Annotated in this window: 14 protein-coding genes and 1 pseudogene; 12 read left to right on the top strand and 3 right to left on the bottom strand. The window is 40.5% G+C overall.

Going from position 1 to position 18163, the window contains the following annotated elements; genetic code table 11:
- Positions 1-132: 132 nt before the first annotated feature.
- Positions 133-1173: a GMP reductase gene (locus tag ASE55_RS00305; RefSeq protein ID WP_056213924.1), complete on the bottom strand. Its 1041-nt coding sequence runs from the start codon at positions 1171-1173 to the stop codon at positions 133-135.
- Between the two features lie 223 nt (positions 1174-1396).
- Between ASE55_RS00305 and ASE55_RS20865 the strand changes: the two genes are divergently transcribed.
- The 5 genes and pseudogenes from ASE55_RS20865 to ASE55_RS00325 all read left to right on the top strand — a co-directional run.
- Positions 1397-2124: transposase (locus ASE55_RS20865; RefSeq protein ID WP_410492988.1), on the top strand; the 728-nt coding region annotated here is incomplete at its 3' end.
- Positions 2125-2209: 85 nt separating this feature from the next.
- Positions 2210-2326: pseudogene (locus tag ASE55_RS20870) on the top strand (IS5/IS1182 family transposase); the annotation flags it as partial.
- A 223-nt stretch (positions 2327-2549) separates the two neighbouring features.
- Complete coding sequence (locus tag ASE55_RS00315; protein ID WP_056213930.1) at positions 2550-3314, top strand: prolipoprotein diacylglyceryl transferase; 765 nt, start codon at positions 2550-2552, stop codon at positions 3312-3314.
- Entirely contained in the window at positions 3311-3544 is a 234-nt protein-coding gene (locus ASE55_RS00320) for a hypothetical protein (protein ID WP_056213932.1), read from the top strand. The genes ASE55_RS00315 and ASE55_RS00320 overlap by 4 nt, the downstream gene beginning before the upstream one ends.
- Positions 3545-3555: 11 nt before the next feature.
- A complete protein-coding gene (locus ASE55_RS00325) occupies positions 3556-4959 on the top strand; it encodes a radical SAM protein (RefSeq protein ID WP_056213935.1) in 1404 nt (467 codons plus the stop codon).
- A gap of 109 nt (positions 4960-5068) precedes the next feature.
- Here ASE55_RS00325 and surE read toward each other — a convergent pair whose 3' ends face one another.
- Positions 5069-5839: a 5'/3'-nucleotidase SurE gene (gene surE / locus ASE55_RS00330; RefSeq protein ID WP_056214572.1), complete on the bottom strand. Its 771-nt coding sequence runs from the start codon at positions 5837-5839 to the stop codon at positions 5069-5071.
- Positions 5840-6158: 319 nt separating this feature from the next.
- On the opposite strand from surE, the gene ASE55_RS00335 reads away from it, so the two are divergent.
- The 3 genes from ASE55_RS00335 (at position 6159) to ASE55_RS00345 (ending at position 11679) form a co-directional block, all read left to right on the top strand.
- Positions 6159-8498, top strand: coding sequence for a TonB-dependent receptor domain-containing protein (locus ASE55_RS00335; protein ID WP_056213938.1), 2340 nt, complete (start codon positions 6159-6161; stop codon positions 8496-8498).
- A gap of 3 nt (positions 8499-8501) precedes the next feature.
- Entirely contained in the window at positions 8502-9311 is an 810-nt protein-coding gene (locus ASE55_RS00340) for a DUF4249 domain-containing protein (RefSeq protein WP_056213940.1), read from the top strand.
- A 238-nt stretch (positions 9312-9549) separates the two neighbouring features.
- Positions 9550-11679: a carboxy terminal-processing peptidase gene (locus tag ASE55_RS00345; protein WP_056213943.1), complete on the top strand. Its 2130-nt coding sequence runs from the start codon at positions 9550-9552 to the stop codon at positions 11677-11679.
- A 189-nt stretch (positions 11680-11868) separates the two neighbouring features.
- Here ASE55_RS00345 and ASE55_RS00350 read toward each other — a convergent pair whose 3' ends face one another.
- Positions 11869-12372, bottom strand: coding sequence for a superoxide dismutase family protein (locus ASE55_RS00350; RefSeq protein WP_056213945.1), 504 nt, complete (start codon positions 12370-12372; stop codon positions 11869-11871).
- 151 nt (positions 12373-12523) lie between these two features.
- Here ASE55_RS00350 and ASE55_RS00355 point away from each other — a divergent pair, with 151 nt between their 5' ends.
- The 4 genes from ASE55_RS00355 (at position 12524) to ASE55_RS00375 (ending at position 18162) form a co-directional block, all read left to right on the top strand.
- Positions 12524-13429, top strand: coding sequence for a GyrI-like domain-containing protein (locus ASE55_RS00355; protein WP_128414466.1), 906 nt, complete (start codon positions 12524-12526; stop codon positions 13427-13429).
- A gap of 289 nt (positions 13430-13718) precedes the next feature.
- Complete coding sequence (locus ASE55_RS00365; RefSeq protein ID WP_056213954.1) at positions 13719-15962, top strand: TonB-dependent receptor; 2244 nt, start codon at positions 13719-13721, stop codon at positions 15960-15962.
- Between the two features lie 96 nt (positions 15963-16058).
- Positions 16059-16709 carry a hypothetical protein gene (locus ASE55_RS00370; RefSeq protein WP_056213957.1) on the top strand — a complete coding sequence of 217 codons (651 nt, stop codon included), beginning with the start codon at positions 16059-16061 and terminating at the stop codon, positions 16707-16709.
- 136 nt (positions 16710-16845) lie between these two features.
- Positions 16846-18162, top strand: coding sequence for a 2TM domain-containing protein (locus ASE55_RS00375; protein ID WP_056213960.1), 1317 nt, complete (start codon positions 16846-16848; stop codon positions 18160-18162).
- Position 18163 lies beyond the last annotated feature (1 nt).

The raw sequence follows: 18163 nt of genomic DNA on the forward strand, positions 1-18163 counted from the left end.
AGGTATATTGGTATAAAATAGTAATCAGGCAGCAGATTATCTTCATAAGTTTTCTTTCAGGTAATTGTCCCGCTGGCAATTTCGGTTTCCTTTAATTTTCTGCGGGACAATCTGTATTGGATTATTAAACAGTTAATCCTTAAAGATCTGGTTTTCCTGTTCCTGCACCCTGATGAAAGTCGTTCTTTTTGATAATTGTTTTAATGTTGAGGCTCCGACATACGTACATGTTGAACGGACGCCGCCCAGAATATCCTTTACCGTTTCTGAAACCGGACCTTTGTAAGCCACTTTTACTGTTTTTCCTTCAGAAGCCCTGTATTCCGCAACTCCTCCTGAATGCTTATCCATAGCAGTTTTAGAACTCATTCCGTAAAACAGCCGGAATTTTTTCCCGTTTTCCTCAATGATTTCACCACCGCTTTCATCATGTCCCGCAAACATTCCGCCCAGCATCACAAAATCTGCACCGCCGCCGAAAGCTTTTGCTACATCACCGGGCACCTTACATCCGCCGTCTGCAATGATATGACCGCCTAAACCGTGTGCAGCATCCGCACATTCGATAACAGCAGAAAGCTGGGGATACCCTACACCGGTCTTTATACGGGTAGTACATACAGAACCGGGCCCGATCCCGACTTTAATAATATCTGCACCTACCAGAAGCAGTTCCTCAACCATTTCGCCTGTTACCACATTACCCGCAATAATGATCTTATCCGGAAAATTAGCCCTTGCGCGCTTCACAAAGTCTACAAAATGTTCAGAATAACCGTTGGCTACATCAATGCAGAGAAATTCAATTTTTGGATGCTTTTCGAGTATTGTTCTTATCTTTTCCTCATCTGAAGTTCCGGTCCCCGTACTTAAAGCAATATACTGATGAATATCTCCCGGCTGGGAATTTAAAAAGTCAGACCATTCTTCCGGAGTATAATGTTTGTGAACGGCTGTAATTATCTTATCCTTAGCCAGCTCTAAAGCCATTTCAAAAGTGCCTACCGTATCCATATTAGCTGCTATAATCGGGGTTCCTTTCCATTTCTTCTTCGTATGCCTGAATGTGAATTCCCTCTCCAGATCAACTTCCGAACGGGATTTCAGTGTAGAACGTTTCGGACGAAACATTACATCTTTAAAACCCAGTTTTATATCATATTCTATTCTCATAACTGAAACTATTTTACTTAAAATTAGGAAAAAGATTTGACGGAATATTCAAAATAGAGGATTTTATATCTAAGAGGTCATTTAAACTTTTCTATAAAAAAGGCTTGCTTATTTTTGTGTTGCGAGACATAAAAAKATAAAGCAAGCCTATGATGTACCAAGTACTTGACAAAGATATAATAGAAAATGAGATAGTACCAAATCTTCATAAAGCAAGCCTATGATGTACCAAGTACTTGACAAAGATATAATAGAAAATGAGATAGTACCAAATCTTCCGACTCCAAAACGAGGATTTTCACCAAGAGCTCCTTTGTCCGAGATCGTTAACTGTATCTTATACAAACTTAAAACAGGAGTGCAATGGGCGTATTTACCTGTAAAAAGTCTTTTTGGGGATCAAGTTTTGAGCTATCAAAGCGTTTTTTATCATTATCGTAAATGGTGCATAAGTAATGTTTGGGAAGATTGCTGGATACAATTATTATCCAAAAACAAATCAAAGCTGGATTTATCAAGCGGAGRTTTAGACGGCAGCCATACCTCGGCTTTACGAGGAGGGGAAGAGGTAGCTTATCAARGTCGAAAAAAGAGAAAGACAAGTACTGCACTTTATTTTACGGACAGACAAGGGTTGCCTCTGGCAATGTCTGATCCTATTTCAGGAAATCATAATGACCTTTACCATGTTGAGTCTTATTTTAATCAAATAATTCAAACATTGGAAAAAGCAAATATCGCTGTAGAAGGATTATTTATTAATGCGGATGCTGGTTTTGATTCCGTGAGTTTCATAAAATACTGTGAAAGCAAGGATATTATACCTAATATTATTTTAAATAAACGKAATGGAACAGATAGAGAAGATTATTATTTTGATGAAATTTTATACAGAGAAAGATATGCTATAGAAAGAACAAATGCCTGGCTGGATAGCTTTAGATCATTGCTNGGAACAGATAGAGAAGATTATTATTTTGATGAAATTTTATACAGAGAAAGATATGCTATAGAAAGAACAAATGCCTGGCTGGATAGCTTTAGATCATTGCTYAACCGTTTTGATACAACAGTATCRAGTTGGAAATCTTTCAATTACATAGCTTTTATAGTAATAGCTCTGAAGAAATTTTATAAAACTAAAAAAGTTTAAATGACTTCNTGATACAACAGTATCGAGTTGGAAATCTTTCAATTACATAGCTTTTATAGTAATAGCTCTGAAGAAATTTTATAAAACTAAAAAAGTTTAAATGACTTCTAATTTAAGAAACTTTGACCATCAACATCTCTACATGTCTGACTCTAAGAAATATTAGATATTTGAAGGATATTATTTTCCCGTATTACAAAAAAATAACCCTATTTTTGAATTCATGGATTTCCCTGTTACTTTTCAGATTTTCGGTAAGACGGTTCTTGCCCACCCTGTTTTTGAAACTTTAGGGATATTTATCGGGATGCGGTATTATTTTTATCTAAAAAGAAAATCAGCAGAAAAAGTATCGTTCAATACATCGGCAGCGGTCTTGATCGGGGCTACAGCAGGGGCTTTAATCGGATCCAAATTAATCGGTAATCTGGAAAACCCGTACAGGCTTTTTGAGCATTTTACGGCAAAAAGGTTCTGGACAAACAATACCATTGTGGGTGGACTGGCCTTCGGGTTGGCTGGCGTAGAGCTGGCGAAAAAAATAGTCGGCCACAAAACAAGTACCGGAGACCTGATGGTTTACCCTTTGATGCTGGCCATGATCATCGGAAGGATCGGCTGTTTCCTGACAGGCGTTCATGAAGAAACCTATGGAATTCCTACCGATTCGGTTTTCGGGATGTATCTGGGAGACCAGTACCTGAGGCATCCGGTTGCGCTGTATGAAATTGCTTTTCTGGTCGTTCTCTGGATCTGCTTAAAAACCGTTCAGGCGAGAAAGAAATTTCCGTCAGGTTTTATATTCCAGCTCTTTATGCTCAGTTATTTTACATTCAGATTCATGTTGGATTTCATCAAGCCCAGAATAGAACTGTTAGGAAATTTAGGCACTATCCAGATGGTGTGTATATGTGTAATTATTTATTACATTTATAAGCTTAAAAAAGAGCCCCGTTTATCTGTTATTAAAAACACCAAGAAAATATGAAAATGCTAACGCTTTTGGAAGTCGGAGGCCTGGAAGGATTGGTTGCCATGATCATTCTGATCATTCTCGGTATTTCTTTATTTGTCTCACTGATTATTACTGTTTTTGTCAAACTTATCTATGAAAGCAAAGACAGCCGTAAATTTTCAACCAAACAGTTCCTGCTGACCATGCTGATCTCGTTATTAATTTGCGGACTGATCAGTGGATTTGTCTGCGGAGGAATGTAAAAACCCGAACTATGCCTGTAAGAAATTATACCTATTACGATTATACCATCAGTCTTTGTCCGGAATGCCTCAAAAGGGTAGGTGCTAAGATTATTATTGAAGATGAAGCCGTTTTTATGACCAAAAGATGTCCGGATCATGGATTTTTTAAGACGAAAATTGCCTCAGATGTTCATTACTACAAAAACATCAGAAACTACAACAAAGCCTCTGAAATGCCGGTCCATTTCGGGACTGATGTTGAATATGGCTGCCCGTATGACTGCGGCCTGTGTGTTGACCATGAGCAGCACAGCTGTCTTTCAATCGTTGAGGTGACAGACCGCTGCAATCTTACGTGCCCGACCTGTTATGCCATGTCTTCGCCACATTACGGAAGCCACAGGACCCTGGCGGAAATCGAAGCCATGTTTGATATTATTGTTAAAAATGAAGGCGAACCGGACGTAGTACAGATCAGCGGAGGCGAACCGACGATCCATCCTGAGTTTTTTAAAATCATGGATATTGCCAAATCAAAACCGATCAAGCATCTGATGCTGAATACCAATGGGGTGCGGATTGCCAATGACCCGGGTTTTGCAGAAAAGCTGGCTGCCTATGCGCCGGAGTTTGAAGTTTATCTTCAGTTTGACTCTTTCAAGCCGGAAGTGCTGCAGGATTTCAGAGGAAAAGACCTTACCGATATACGGATGAAGGCTCTGGAAAAGCTCAATGCCCTGAACCTTTCTACCACGCTGGTAATTGTTCTCCAGAAAGATAAAAATATCGATGAGATCGGGAAAATTATTGAGTTTGCCTTAAAGCAGAAATGTGTCCGCGGCATTACTTTCCAGCCTGTGGAAATTGCCGGCAGGAACCGCGATGACTCTGCACACGAAAAAATTACATTGACGGAAGTAAGACAGGAAATCCTGAACCAGTTCCCGCTTCTCAACGGAGATGATATTATTCCGGTTCCGTGCAATCCTGATTCGCTGGCAATGGGATATATTCTGAAGCTGGAAGGCGAGACCATTCCTTTAACACGGTATATCAATCCGGCTGATCTTCTGAACAACGAAACCAAGAATACGATTGTATACGAACAGGATAGCGGCCTTCAGATGAAGCTTCTGGATATTTTCAGTACAGGAATTTCTGTGGACAGGGTACAGCCTAAAGTCAACCAGTTGCTCTGCTGCCTGCCGGACGTGTCGGCTCCGAATCTGGATTATGACAATCTGTTCAGGATTATTATCATGAATTTTATGGATGCCCATGATTTTGATGTGCGTGCCGTGAAAAAATCATGCGTTCACATTGTCAATAAAGATTTAAAACTCATTCCTTTTGAAACCATGAACCTTTTTTACCGGGACGATAAGATCAAATACCTGGAAGAACTGCGAAGAGAAGATAAAGTACTGTTTTAGAATAAGTTTCTGATTCTTGACTACAGATTTCACAATTATAAGGATCTTTCTGCGTATTTAAAACGACATTAAAAAAATGAGGCGTAAATAATCTTACGCCTCACTATATTTAATCAAAATTCATTACTTCTTCCAGCGTTTTCATATACTCATACGCTGTTAAATCAAACTTTACGGGAACAATAGAGATGTATCCATTAGCCAGAGCCGTTTCATCAGCATCTTCAGATTCATCCATATTATTGAAATATCCGGTAAGCCAGTAGTATTTTTTACCGTGCGGGTTTATTCTTTCATCAAAACTTTCTTCCCATTTCGCTTTAGCCTGCTTGCAGACTTTTACGCCTTTTATTTCTTCCTTCGTAAGTTTCGGGATGTTTACATTTAAGACAATCCCTTTGGGCATAGGCTGTTCCAGGGTTCTTCTGACGATATTCTGGATATGTTCCTTCGCCTGCGTAAAATCTGCTTCCCAGCTGAAATCCAGCAATGAAAATCCGATGGCAGGAAGGTTTTCTACACCAGCCTCTACTGCGGCAGACATAGTGCCGGAATAGATCACATTAATGGAAGAATTGGCTCCGTGGTTAATTCCTGAAACCACAATATCCGGCCTCCTCGGTAAAATTTTATCAAGGGCCATTTTTACACAGTCTACAGGTGTCCCGCTGCATGAAAAATCTGTCTGCGGGCCTTCAAGCTGTACTTCTTCATAACTCAGGGTAGAATTGATGGTAATGGCGTGGCCTTTACCGCTTTGTGGAGAGTTGGGTGCTACCACTACAACGTCTCCGATTTCGTTCATAAAACTGACAAGATTTCTGATACCAGGTGCTGTGATTCCATCATCATTCGTAACCAGAATAAGAGGTCTTTCCATATTAAATTTTAATTTTAACAAATATACGATGTAATATAAATACTCAATGATAATTTTACCTGAACTAAGCAGGTGGTGATACATCAATCAATAATAATCCCAAAGGCAGTATTATTTTTCTGTTATGATTCTGAAACGGCAAAATATTTTACCTGTTCCGGCGTTTTCCTGGTGCGGTAATACATTATTAAATCGTATTATTGCGGGTCATTTGCCGGGAGAACATTTTTTTATGATCTGCCGCTGATTCTATGATATTCATATTTTTACAGGTGACTTTAAATTTATTATAAGCGATACGACAATAAAAAATAAAACCATGCAGACATTCCTTTTAAAGGCAGCCACTTCCGCAGCAGCAATCTGTTTCAGTACCGCTGTTTTTGCACAGCAGTATTCGGTAAGCGGCACGGTAAAAGACAAGAAAAACGGCGAATTGCTGATCGGAGTTACCGTAAGGGTTGCTGAAGATCCTTCCATTTCAGTAGTTGCCAATGAATACGGCTTTTACTCGCTTTCCCTTCCGAAAGGAACCTACCGCCTGATGGTTTCCAATCCCGGATTTAAAGATTTTCAGCAGAGCATTACCGTTGAAGACAACATCAAGCAGGATTTGCAGCTGGATTCCGGAGAAGAAGAGGAAGAAGAAAGAACAGGGAAGATTGATGAGGTGGTGATTTCCGGAATTAAAAAAGACAGGAACCTGACTTCCGCGCAGATGGGAACGGAAACGTTAAGCATTAAAAACATCGAGAAGCTTCCGGTCTTATTCGGTGAAAAAGATGTGATGAAAACCATCCAGCTTTTACCCGGAATCAAGAGCAACGGTGAAGGAAGCAGCGGTTTCAGCGTGAGAGGCGGGGCAACCGACCAGAATCTTATCTTATTGGATGAAGCTGCGGTATACAATGCGTCCCACCTTCTCGGCTTTTTCAGTACCTTTAACAGTGATGCCCTTAAAGATGCCAGCATCATTAAAGGAAACAGCCCGGCCCAGTACGGCGGAAGGCTTTCTTCGGTTCTGGATGTCAAGATGAAGGATGGAAACAATAAAGATTACAATATCAACGGAGGAATCGGGCTGATCAGCAGCAGGCTGAGCGTTGAGGGCCCTATCCAGAAGGAAAAGTCTTCATTCATCGTTTCAGGAAGAAGAACCTATGCTGATGTTTTTCTGAAAGCAACGGATGATTTTAAAGACAGCAAACTGTATTTCTATGATTTAAACCTGAAGGCAAATTACCAGATCAATGAAAATAACCGTCTTTATTTATCAGGATATTTCGGAAGGGATGTTCTGGGACTGGGAGATACTTTTTCTACAGACTGGGGAAATACAACGGCCACTTTACGGTGGAACAGTATCATCAGCAGTAAACTGTTCTCCAATACATCACTGATTTACAGCAACTACAATTACAATGTAAGCTTAAGCAGTAACAACAATACGTTCGGATTGGATTCCGTGATTGACGACTGGAACCTGAAACAGGATTTTACCTGGTTTGCAGGGAACAGGCATTCTGTCCGTTTTGGTTTACAGTCTATTTATCATACCATTACGCCAAGCAGTGCTTCCGGAACAAGTGTAAGCAGCTTTCCGAGAAACTCAAGATATTCCTGGGAAAATGCATTCTATATGAATGATGATTTCAAGGCAACCGAAAAGCTGACCATCAATTACGGGGCAAGGCTTTCGCTGTTCAGCGTTTTAGGCGGTGATACTTTTAACACCTATGAAAACGGTGTTTTAACTGATTCTGAATTTCTGGAAAAAGGAAAATTCGGGAAAACGTATGTTAATCTTGAACCGAGGATTACCGCGAATTACAGGATCAATGAAGTGAGCAGCATAAAAGGAGGCTATTCCCGGAATACCCAGAACCTGCATCTGCTGAGCAACAGCGGAAGCGGAAACCCTACCGATCAGTGGATCGGGAGCAGCTATACCGTAAAACCTGAAATTGCAGATCAGGTAAGTGCCGGCTACAGCCGGAATTTCAACAACAATAATTACGAGCTGAATGCTGAGGTGTATTATAAATCCATGCAGAACCAGATAGATTATAAAAATGGGGCACAAATCTCGTTTGATACTGCAGCCGATGTAGAAAGCGAACTGCTTTTCGGGAAAGGAAGAGCTTACGGTCTTGAAATCATTGCCAAAAAGAAAAGCGGGAAGCTGACCGGCTGGATTTCCTATACCTTATCCAAAACAGAAAGGAAGATAAACGGGATCAATGACAACGAATGGTATGATGCAAGAGTGGATAAAACCCACGACCTTTCGGTGGTAGCAACCTATGAGCTGAACAAAAAATGGTCTTTTTCAGGATTATTCCTTTACAGTACCGGAAATGCCGTAACATTCCCTACCGGAAAGTATGAGCTGAACGGTCAGACAATCTTCCAGTACAGCAGCCGGAATGCCGACAGGATGCCCGCTTATCACCGGATGGACCTGAATGCTACCTATGAGCCGGGAGGCAATAGACGGTTTAAAGGCTCCTGGTCATTCGGTATTTACAACATCTACGGACGTGAAAATGCCTACACCATTACTTTTGAAGATAACCCGGACAAACCCGGAACCACGCGCGCAGTACAGACTTCGCTGTTCAAATGGGTACCCAATATCACGTATAATTTCAAATTTTAACTGATGAAAAATATAGTTTTAATCATACTCACCTTATTTTTGGTCACAGCCTGTGAAAAAGAAATCGATCTTGACCTGGAAAACCAGAGCGGGAAAATCGTAATCGAAGGAAATATAACAGATCAGGCCGGCCCTTATTTTGTGAAAATAACAAAATCGGTAGCTTTTACAGAAACCAACCAGTATCCGGCTGTTGCGGGCGCCCAGGTTGTTTTAAGCGATAATGCGGGGCAAACGGAGACCATGCAGTATGTAGGCGACGGAATTTATCAGACGTCCACATTTACAGGGCAGCCCGGGAGAGTTTACACGCTGAAAATCAATGCCGGAGGACAGCAGTATACTGCACAGAGCACGATGCCCCAACCGGTAGATTTTGAGGGGCTTGAGCAGGATTCTTTTATGGTAGGAGGCGAAACAAGCTATACTCTTTTACCTGTTTTTACAGATCCTCCCGCTTTGGGAAACCGTTATCTTTTCGTTTTTACAGTGAATAATAATCCTAAGAAATTCTTCTCGGAATTTTCTGATAATGTAAACAACGGCCTTCCGAACCAGAGACCTCTGCTGTTGCCGAACGATGATGAAGAAGCAGATGATATTAAGGTGGTGGCAGGAGATGTGATCCATGTAGAGATGCAGTCTATTGACAACAATGTCTATACTTTTTATTCCGCTCTTCTGCAGCTTTCAGGAGGAGGCCCGGGAGGAGGCATCACACCGGCCAATCCGCCCGGCAATATCAGCAACGGAGCACTGGGTTATTTTTCTGCCCATACCGTCAGGACAAAAAGCATCGTAATTCAGCAATAACTTTTAAAACTTTATCCTTAAATTCAATAACGTCACTTCTAAGCGGCGTTATTTCAGTTAATTAAACAAAGGTTTAAGATAAGGCTGTATCAGATGGCATGTATTTTAACAAAAAACCTTAAAACTGCCTGATATTTATAAATAAGGTATTAAATTTGATAGTTCGTAACAATAAATTAAAAATTACTACTTATTACAATACTTTTTAAAAAAAATTATTAAAATACATTACAGATTTATGTGGAAAAATTTTAAACTGAATAAATTTTTACTCCTGATTCCATTAACAAGTCTAATGTTTTGTTTCAACTCGCCAAAGAATGATGACGAAAAGATGCAGACGATAATGGTGAGCGTAAAAAATACCCTTTCTTATTTGCATTACAGCCCGAAACCGATCAATGATGCTTATTCCAAAGATGTTTACAAGCATTATTTTGAATTGGTGGATCCGGGTAAAAGATATTTCGTTCAGTCGGATATGGATGAATTCGGAAAGCACGAGACCAAACTTGATGATTATATCAATCAGGGAGACCTTACGTTTTATAAACTGACCATCGACAGGTTATACCAGAGAGTAGACGAGATTGATAAAATTACGCAGGATATCTTCAGCAAGCCCATCAACCTTGAAGAAGATGAAACCCTGATGCTTGAGCCAAAGGTTAAAAAAGTACCTGCCAACAAGCAGGAACAGTATAACGAATGGAAAAAGTTCATCAAATACAATATCCTTCAGGAAATTGAATCCATGAACAGCAAGGAAGAAGCACAGAAAGAGAAAAAAGACTCTGTTCAGAAGTATAACCTTAAAGACACCATCAAATACCAGCCGCTTGCTGCAGACCAGAAGCTTAAAAAAGCTACTGATGAGGTAAAAGACCTGGTAAAAGAAACCTTTACGAGATTCAAAAAGAGAAAGAAAATGGATTGGTTCACCGTATACATGAATGCGTATACTGAAGTGTTCGATCCGCATACCAACTATTACTCTCCGAAAGACAAAGAAGATTTCGATACCAATTTTACAGGAAAAGTAATCGGGATCGGGGCGATCATCCAGGAGAAAAAAGGGAACCTGTACCTGGGAGCCTTAACCATAGGAGCCCCTGCCTGGAAATCTAAACAGCTTTCTGAGGGCGATAAGATTCTGAAGGTAAAATCAAAACCGAAAGATGATGCCGTGAATGTAGTGGGAATGCTCTCTGATGAAGCCGTACGTTTGATCAGAGGAGAGAAAGGGACTCCGGTAACGCTGACGGTTCAGAAAAAAGACGGAAGCATTAAAGATGTTACCATGATCCGTGAAGAAGTAGCCATTGAAGATACCTTTGCAAGAAGTGTCGTAGTCAATTCACCAAACGGAAAAAAATACGGTTTTATCAATCTGCCGAGCTTTAACGCTGATTTTGAAAACCCGAACGGAAGAAATGCTTCAGATGATATCAAAAATGAGATCATAAAACTGAAAGCCCAGAATATTGAAGGTATTGTTTTAGACCTAAGAAATAACGGAGGCGGTTCATTAACTGAAGTAGGGGATATTATGGGTCTTTTCATGCAGGCCGGGCCTTATGTACAGGTAAAAGACGGAAACGGGAAAATCCAGACCTTAAAGAATAAAAACGAGACTCCGATCTGGACAGGTCCTTTGGTGATCATGCAGAACGAACTTTCTGCTTCGGCTTCTGAAATCTTAGCCGGTGTTATGCAGGATTATGGCAGAGCAATGATCATAGGTTCGCCGCAGTCTTTCGGGAAAGGAACCGTTCAGACATTTGTTGACCTGAACAGATTCCTGAATACAGAAGATGATTTCGGGTCTTTAAAACTGACGATCCAGAAATTCTACAGGATAACAGGAGAATCTACCCAGAGAAAAGGGATTGTTTCTGATATCCAAATGAAGGATTTCTTTACGTATGCTGAAATCGGGGAAAGATATGATGACTTTGCTTTAGCATGGGATAAAATTCCGGCTACTAATTTTAAGAAGTTAAACTATTTCGATGTCAAAGCCCTTGAAGCGAAGAGTGCCGGAAGAATGGCTAAAAACAGCAATTACCAGTTATTACTGGAGTCTGCGCAGTGGAGAGAACAGCTGGATAAAGAGGAGAGCATTACTCTGAATATCAATAAATTCAATGAAGTGATGAAGCAGAGAAAAGCGCAGATAGAGAAATTCAAAGTACTGACGAAATTCGATAACGGACTGAAATTCATGATGTATCCTGCCGAAATCGAAAGAGAGAAAAAAGATGAAGCATTCAAGAAAAAGTCTGAAATGTGGATTAAAAATATGAGAAAAGATACCTACCTTCAGGAAGCAATGAATATCATTGCAGACATGAGTGTAAAATCATAACCTCATCCCTAATGAAAATAAAAGAACCGCTGGTGAAAATCAGCGGTTATTTTTTATTATAAAAGTATGTTTACATTTTAATTTAAAAATTTTGAAGTTTAATTTCTGACTCTGTCCTCACTGATTTTTAAATTTATCACATAGAATCTGCGGGAACGTTTTTGTTGAATAACTAACCGGAATCTGAGTTTATTTAATTTCTACGCAGCCCACCCGTCCTCCGGCATTTCCCGTAGGCTGGGTATGGAAGTCATCTGCCGCAGCATGGATGATCAGGCCTTTCCCGATGATATTTTTAGATTCATCGGTACATCCGAGGCACCATTTATCCGTCTTGAATGTCAGCATGGCATTGCCGCTCTGATCAGCTGTCAGGTTACCGATATCGCCCATATGGAAATGTTCGGCACCCCATTTACCGTGGTCGTTTTTAGAAGGGTTCCAGTGGCCGCCTGTTGAAGTTCCGTCTGCCGCTGAGCAGTCGCCTTTTTCATGGATGTGTACCGCATGGATCCCCGGAGTCAGGTTGGTGACATCCAGTTTCATGACCACTTCATTTCCTTTTTGGGTAAACTTTGCCGTTCCGCCGGTCTGTGTATTGCTTTTAGACATCACCTGATAGGTATTGGTGGTACCGCAGGAAACAGCAAACAAAGCAGATGCCGCTAATAATACTAATGTGTTACTTTTCATTTTGAATGATTTAAGTGATTGATTATACGTTAAATTTAGAAAAGATTTTTCAAACCTCTTACAATTGTTTTGTTTTTTAAACAATCAGCAATAAAAGACAAATCGTTTTCATCCGATCCTGATACCTTTGCAGGAAATTAACTGCAGCAAAGTGGAAGAACATAAAAAAAGAATTGTTAATGCCATCCGGTATATTGATGATCATCCGGACGCAGAGCTTACACTGGAAACCGTTTCAGAGGCGGCTGCCTATTCACCGTTTCATTTCCACCGGATTTTCAGGCTGATTACCGGAGAAACCGTGCAGAGCTATATCATCCGGAGAAGGATTGAACGGTGTGCTTTCTATCTGGCTTCACGCAAGACTATGCCGGTAAAAGAGGTATATCTTCAGTTCGGATTTTCCAGCCATTCCTCTTTCAACAAAGCCTTTAAAAAACATTATGGGTTATCTCCTTCTGCTTTCAGAAAGTCGGCGCCTGAAAGCTTTCACAGGATTTCTGCAGAACACAGCAAGAATGGACAAACCAATGCCGTTTTCAGCCAGTACATTTGCCATATCGAAAACCTTTTAAACTGGACTGAAATGAATTTAAACATTAAAGTAACGGATCTTCCGGAAATGAACCTGGCAGCAGTAATGAGTCTTGGTATTGCCCATGTAGAACCCTCTTTTAACATCCTGATCGATTGGGCAAAAGCAAAGAAATTATTTACTGCGGAAAATGTAAAAATGCTTTCCGTGTATCACGACAGCTTCAAAGTAACGCCGCCTGATAAAGTAAGAATTCATGCATGCATGCTTCTGGATGAGCCTTTGCAGCGGCAGGAAGGCGAAGTTTTCCCTGAAACCGCAGAAGCCGGAAAATTTATCGTCGGGAGCGGGGAAGTCACCCTGGCCGATTTCGAACAATGCTGGGTTTCCCTGTTTTTATGGATGAATGAAAACAGGTATTCCATGCGGAAAGCCTTTCCTTTTGAGATCTATCACACCAATTTCAAGGAACATCCCGAAGGGAAAATGACCGTGGATTTCTGTATCCCGATTAATCAGTAAGAACTTATTGTAATAACAGTCTATTGTACAATGATTGTTTATGGTTTGCCATAAAATTCCCCTCCCACGGAAGGTGGCAAAAATTCAAAGGATTTTTGACGGGGTGGTTTAATATATCTGCATTAAAAATAAAACCGACACAGGAAAACAGGCAGCATATTCTTAAAAAACACTTCCATTGCTTCTCAAAAAAACAAAACCAACGGTTCAGATTCCAAATTCTACTACTCGGTAACAAAAATAAAGCAGCAGCAGAATTTCGCCATACTTTTGAATCGAAATCATCACTATGAAAACAAGAATACTATTGTTAATTTCTTTTTTATCCCTTACTTTAAGCTTTGCCCAGGTAAAAATTTCAGGTAAAGTAACCTATAAAAATAAGGGCGTGGGAGAGGTTAATGTTACTTTAAAAAATACCTATGACGGAGCAACAACCGATGCAGACGGAAATTTCTCTTTTGAAACTTCGGAAAAAGGAACCAGAACGCTGACCTTCACCCATCCGAAATACGATGATGTTGAAAGGCCGGTTACCCTTGAGAGTCCGGAAGTTTCCGTAACCGCAGAACTGAAAGAACAGATCAATGAAATTGATGCAGTGGTGGTTTCCGCAGGATCTATCGAAGCCAGTGACAAGAAAAGGGCAACGGCACTCCTGACACCGATTGATATTTATACGACAGCCGGAGCGAACGGGCAGATTTCCTCAGCCCTTACTTATCTTCCCGGGGTGCAGAAAGTAGGAGAAACGGAAGGCCTTTTTATCAGAGGCGGGACCGGTACCGAATCTAAGATTTTTATGGACGGAAGCCTGATCAACAATTATTTTTCCAACTCGGTGCCTGGAATTGCGGGCAGGGACCGTTTCAATACCTCACTTTTCAAAGGGAACATTTTTTCAAGCGGAGGGTATTCTGCCTTATATGGACAGGCTTTATCCGGTGCCCTGATGCTGGAAAGCGTGGATCTCCCAGACCAGAGTTCCTATAATATCGGGATCTCACCCATCTTCCTGAATGCAGGATTCCAGAAACTCAGTGATAACGGCAGCTATTCTTACGGGGCAACCCTGGGATATTCCAACCTGAAGCTGATGCAGGAAGCCCTTAATTTTAACACCAGTTTCACAGATGCGCCTGAAGGTCTCAACAGCGATTTTAATTTCAGGATCAAAACGAAATCAGGAGGGTTTTTTAAATATTACGGAATGTACAGCGCCAACAGTCTGGGGGTAAAAACGGCAAGCCTGGAACCTGAGAATGATTTTTCATTGGTGAACCTGAAAGGAAAAAATACATATCACAATCTTTCATTCAGGCAAAAATTCGGGAAATACCTGCTGAATACAGGAGCTTCATACTCTTTTAACCGTTCAGACCTGGATTTTTCAACAGAAAAGAATGATACGGAAACAGGAAATACGAATCTCTTGACAGATGGAAATTATATCAACTTTAAAGCGGTCCTGGAAAGAAAAATCAACAAGATCAGTGCGTTGCGTGGAGGGTTTGAACTGAACAGGACCGATGAAAAAATGAGTTTCGGGGATTTTGCAGAGAAGGACTATAAAGATTTAATTTCTTCCGCTTTTATGGAAACGGATCTCGGTTTCAGCAACCGGTTTTCAGCAAAGATCGGGGTGAGGGCAGAGCATTCCTCGTATCTGGGAAAAAGCAATATTGCTCCCCGTTTAGCCTTGGCTTACCGTCTGGCTAAAGACTGGACTGCTTCTTTCGCGTACGGGCTTTTCTACCAGAACCCGGAAAGTAAATATATCAACGGGCCGGCAAACCTGGATTTTCAGAAATCACAGCATTATATTTTCCAGTTCCAGCGGGCTGCAGATGGAAGGAGCTTGAGATTTGAAGCATTTTACAAAAAATATGATGATCTTCTGAAAGTGAAGAACTTACCTTTTAAAGATAGTCAGAACCAATATGTCCAGACTGCCGATAATAACAATGGTTACGGTTATGCGAAAGGGCTGGAGCTGTTCTGGAGGGATAAGAAAACATTTAAAAATATAGATTACTGGCTCAGCTATTCTTTCCTGGATTCCAAAAGGGATTTTATGAATTACCCTTTCAGCCTGAAACCCAATTTCGCTTCGGAACATACCTTGTCTGCTGTAGCCAAAAAGTTTGTGACCAACTGGAAAACTGGTTTTAACCTCTCTTATACGTATGCAAAAGGACGCCCGTATTATGATATTGCTTCTAAAAATGTTAACGGCGAACCTGAATATTATATCAGGCATGAAGGCCGCCTGAAGAGTTTCAATGCCCTGAACTTCAGCCTGAATTACCTCCCGAACCTGGGTAAAAAAGATGCGAAGGCATTTACCATATTGGTGCTGAGTGTCTCCAATATCCTAGGATCTAAAAATGTGTACGGCTATAACTTTTCAAATTCAGACGGCGGAGCAAGAAGATCAGCGGTTGTCCCGCCTGTAAACACCTTTGTTTTCGTAGGGGTTTTCATCAGCTTCGGAGTGGATAAGACAGAAGATGCCATTAACAATAATTTATAAAAAGAAGGATAAACGACAGTTATGGTCATTTAAGTATATAAATTAATACATATCTTTGAATAATATATAAAATCTAACCTTTAAAAATTAAAAAAAATGAAGAAATATCTATTAAGCTTTGCTTTAGCTTTTGTAAGCTTAACAGCTTTCGCTCAGTCTGATTATGAAAAAGCAATGAAAGAAAATATTGCTAAAATTGAAACCTCAAAAACCCCTGAAGAATTCACGGCATTATCCAATAATTTCCATAGGATTGCAGGGAAAGATGAGAACAACTGGCTGCCGTTTTACTATGCGGCTTTAACCAATATCCAGAAAGGAAGGATGCTGATGCAGCAGGGGAAAACCCAGGATCTTGATTTTATAGCAGGCGTAGCCGGAAAATACATTGAGGCCGCTTCTCACGTAGCGCCTACGGATAATGCAGAGATCCATCTGTTGAGCAAAATGGTTTATTCTCTGAAAATGATGGTCAACCCTCAGCAGAGATTTATGACAGACGGGACAAAAGCAACCGAAGAGCTTAAAAAAGCTGAAAAGCTGGACCCTAATAATCCGAGGATTGCTTTGATTAAGGCAGAAGATACTTACTTCACGCCTGAGCAGTACGGAGGAAGCAAAGCAAAGGGAATGGAACAGTTTAAGGATGCACTGGCAAAATTTAATTCCTATACTCCGAAATCTGCATTAGAACCGAACTGGGGCAAAGCAGAAGCCGAATATTTTATCAAAGGAGCTAAAAAATAACAGTAGAAATAGATACAATAACCTTCCGGCTGCGGAAGGTTTTTTTATGCCGTTCAGTGGCGGAAAATAACAGCTCAGCAAAAAATAGTTGGCCATACCTGTAATATCCGTTAATTTTGACTCAGGAAAATCAATCATGAAACGCAAGAACCTTATTACTTTATGCTGGATATCACTGGGGACTTCCATGCTTTTTTTCTTTGGCTTTACCGATGAAAAGAACCTGGAAAACTTTGTGCTTACCGTTGCCGTCTGCCTGATGTACTCATTTGTATTAGGGATGGGAAACGGGCTGATCAATGATTTTCTGAATAAAAAGTTCCCCTGGTCCGAAGCAACCACCAAAAGAGCCGTCATAAGTATTGTTTCGATCTTAATTGCCAATATCATCCTGGTGTACTTCTGTAATTATGTGAACTTTGTTATTTTTCAGAAAAACGCAACTACGGAAGAATATTTCTCGGGGAAATACAATTTCATCAATTGGTTTACCATCAATGTGGCACTCCTGATTTCTGCTTTTCTCCATGCCCGGGGCTTTATGGAAGAACTGAAAAAGACATCCCGAAAAGAAGTGGTAGAGCAGAAACTGATTGCAAAATCGGCAAACGCCCAGTTTGAAAGCTTAAAAAACCAGCTGGATCCTCATTTCTTATTCAATTCCTTAAATGTATTAAGCTCATTAATTGACGAGAATCCGCGACAGGCCCAGAAGTTCACCGCTTCCATGTCAAAGATTTACCGGTACGTTTTGGAGCAGAAAGACAAAGAACTGGTAACGATGGAAGATGAGCTGGAATTTGCAAAAACCTACTGTGATTTACTGAAGACAAGGTTTGAAGACAGCGTGGGTTTTGAATTTAACGTCCGGAAAGAAGATTACCGAAGGTTTGTGGTTCCCCTGTCCCTGCAGTTGCTTCTGGAAAACTGTATCAAACATAATTTTGCCACTTCCGGAAAACCGCTGATTATTAAAATATTTTCAGAAAATGATACACTCTGTATTGAAAACAACCTGCAGGTAAGAGAACAGATGAAGGAAAGTTCAGGAATCGGATTACCGAATATTGTACAGAGATACGCCCTGCTTACCAAGCGGAATGTATTCATTGAAAAATCCGGGGATTATTTTAAAGTAAAACTTCCGGTGTTGGTATCTAAACCCAGTGAAATCAAGATTAAACCTGAGGATAACAATAAAGCCTACGAAAGAGCCCAGAAACGGGTCAAGGAAATCAAAGGTTTTTACGGGAACCTTATTTCATACTGTATCGTGATTCCGGTCTTAATCATTATCAACTTAACCACCAGTCCGGATGACATCTGGTTTTATTTTCCTATGCTGGGATGGGGGATCGGGATTGCTGCACACGGGATGAATGTTTTCGCCGTCGGTAAAAACTGGGAAGAAAAGAAAATCAGAAAAATACTCGAAAATCAGAATAAATATTAAA

It is taken from the genome of Chryseobacterium sp. Leaf201 (genome assembly GCF_001421435.1).
GTDB lineage: Bacteria > Bacteroidota > Bacteroidia > Flavobacteriales > Weeksellaceae > Chryseobacterium.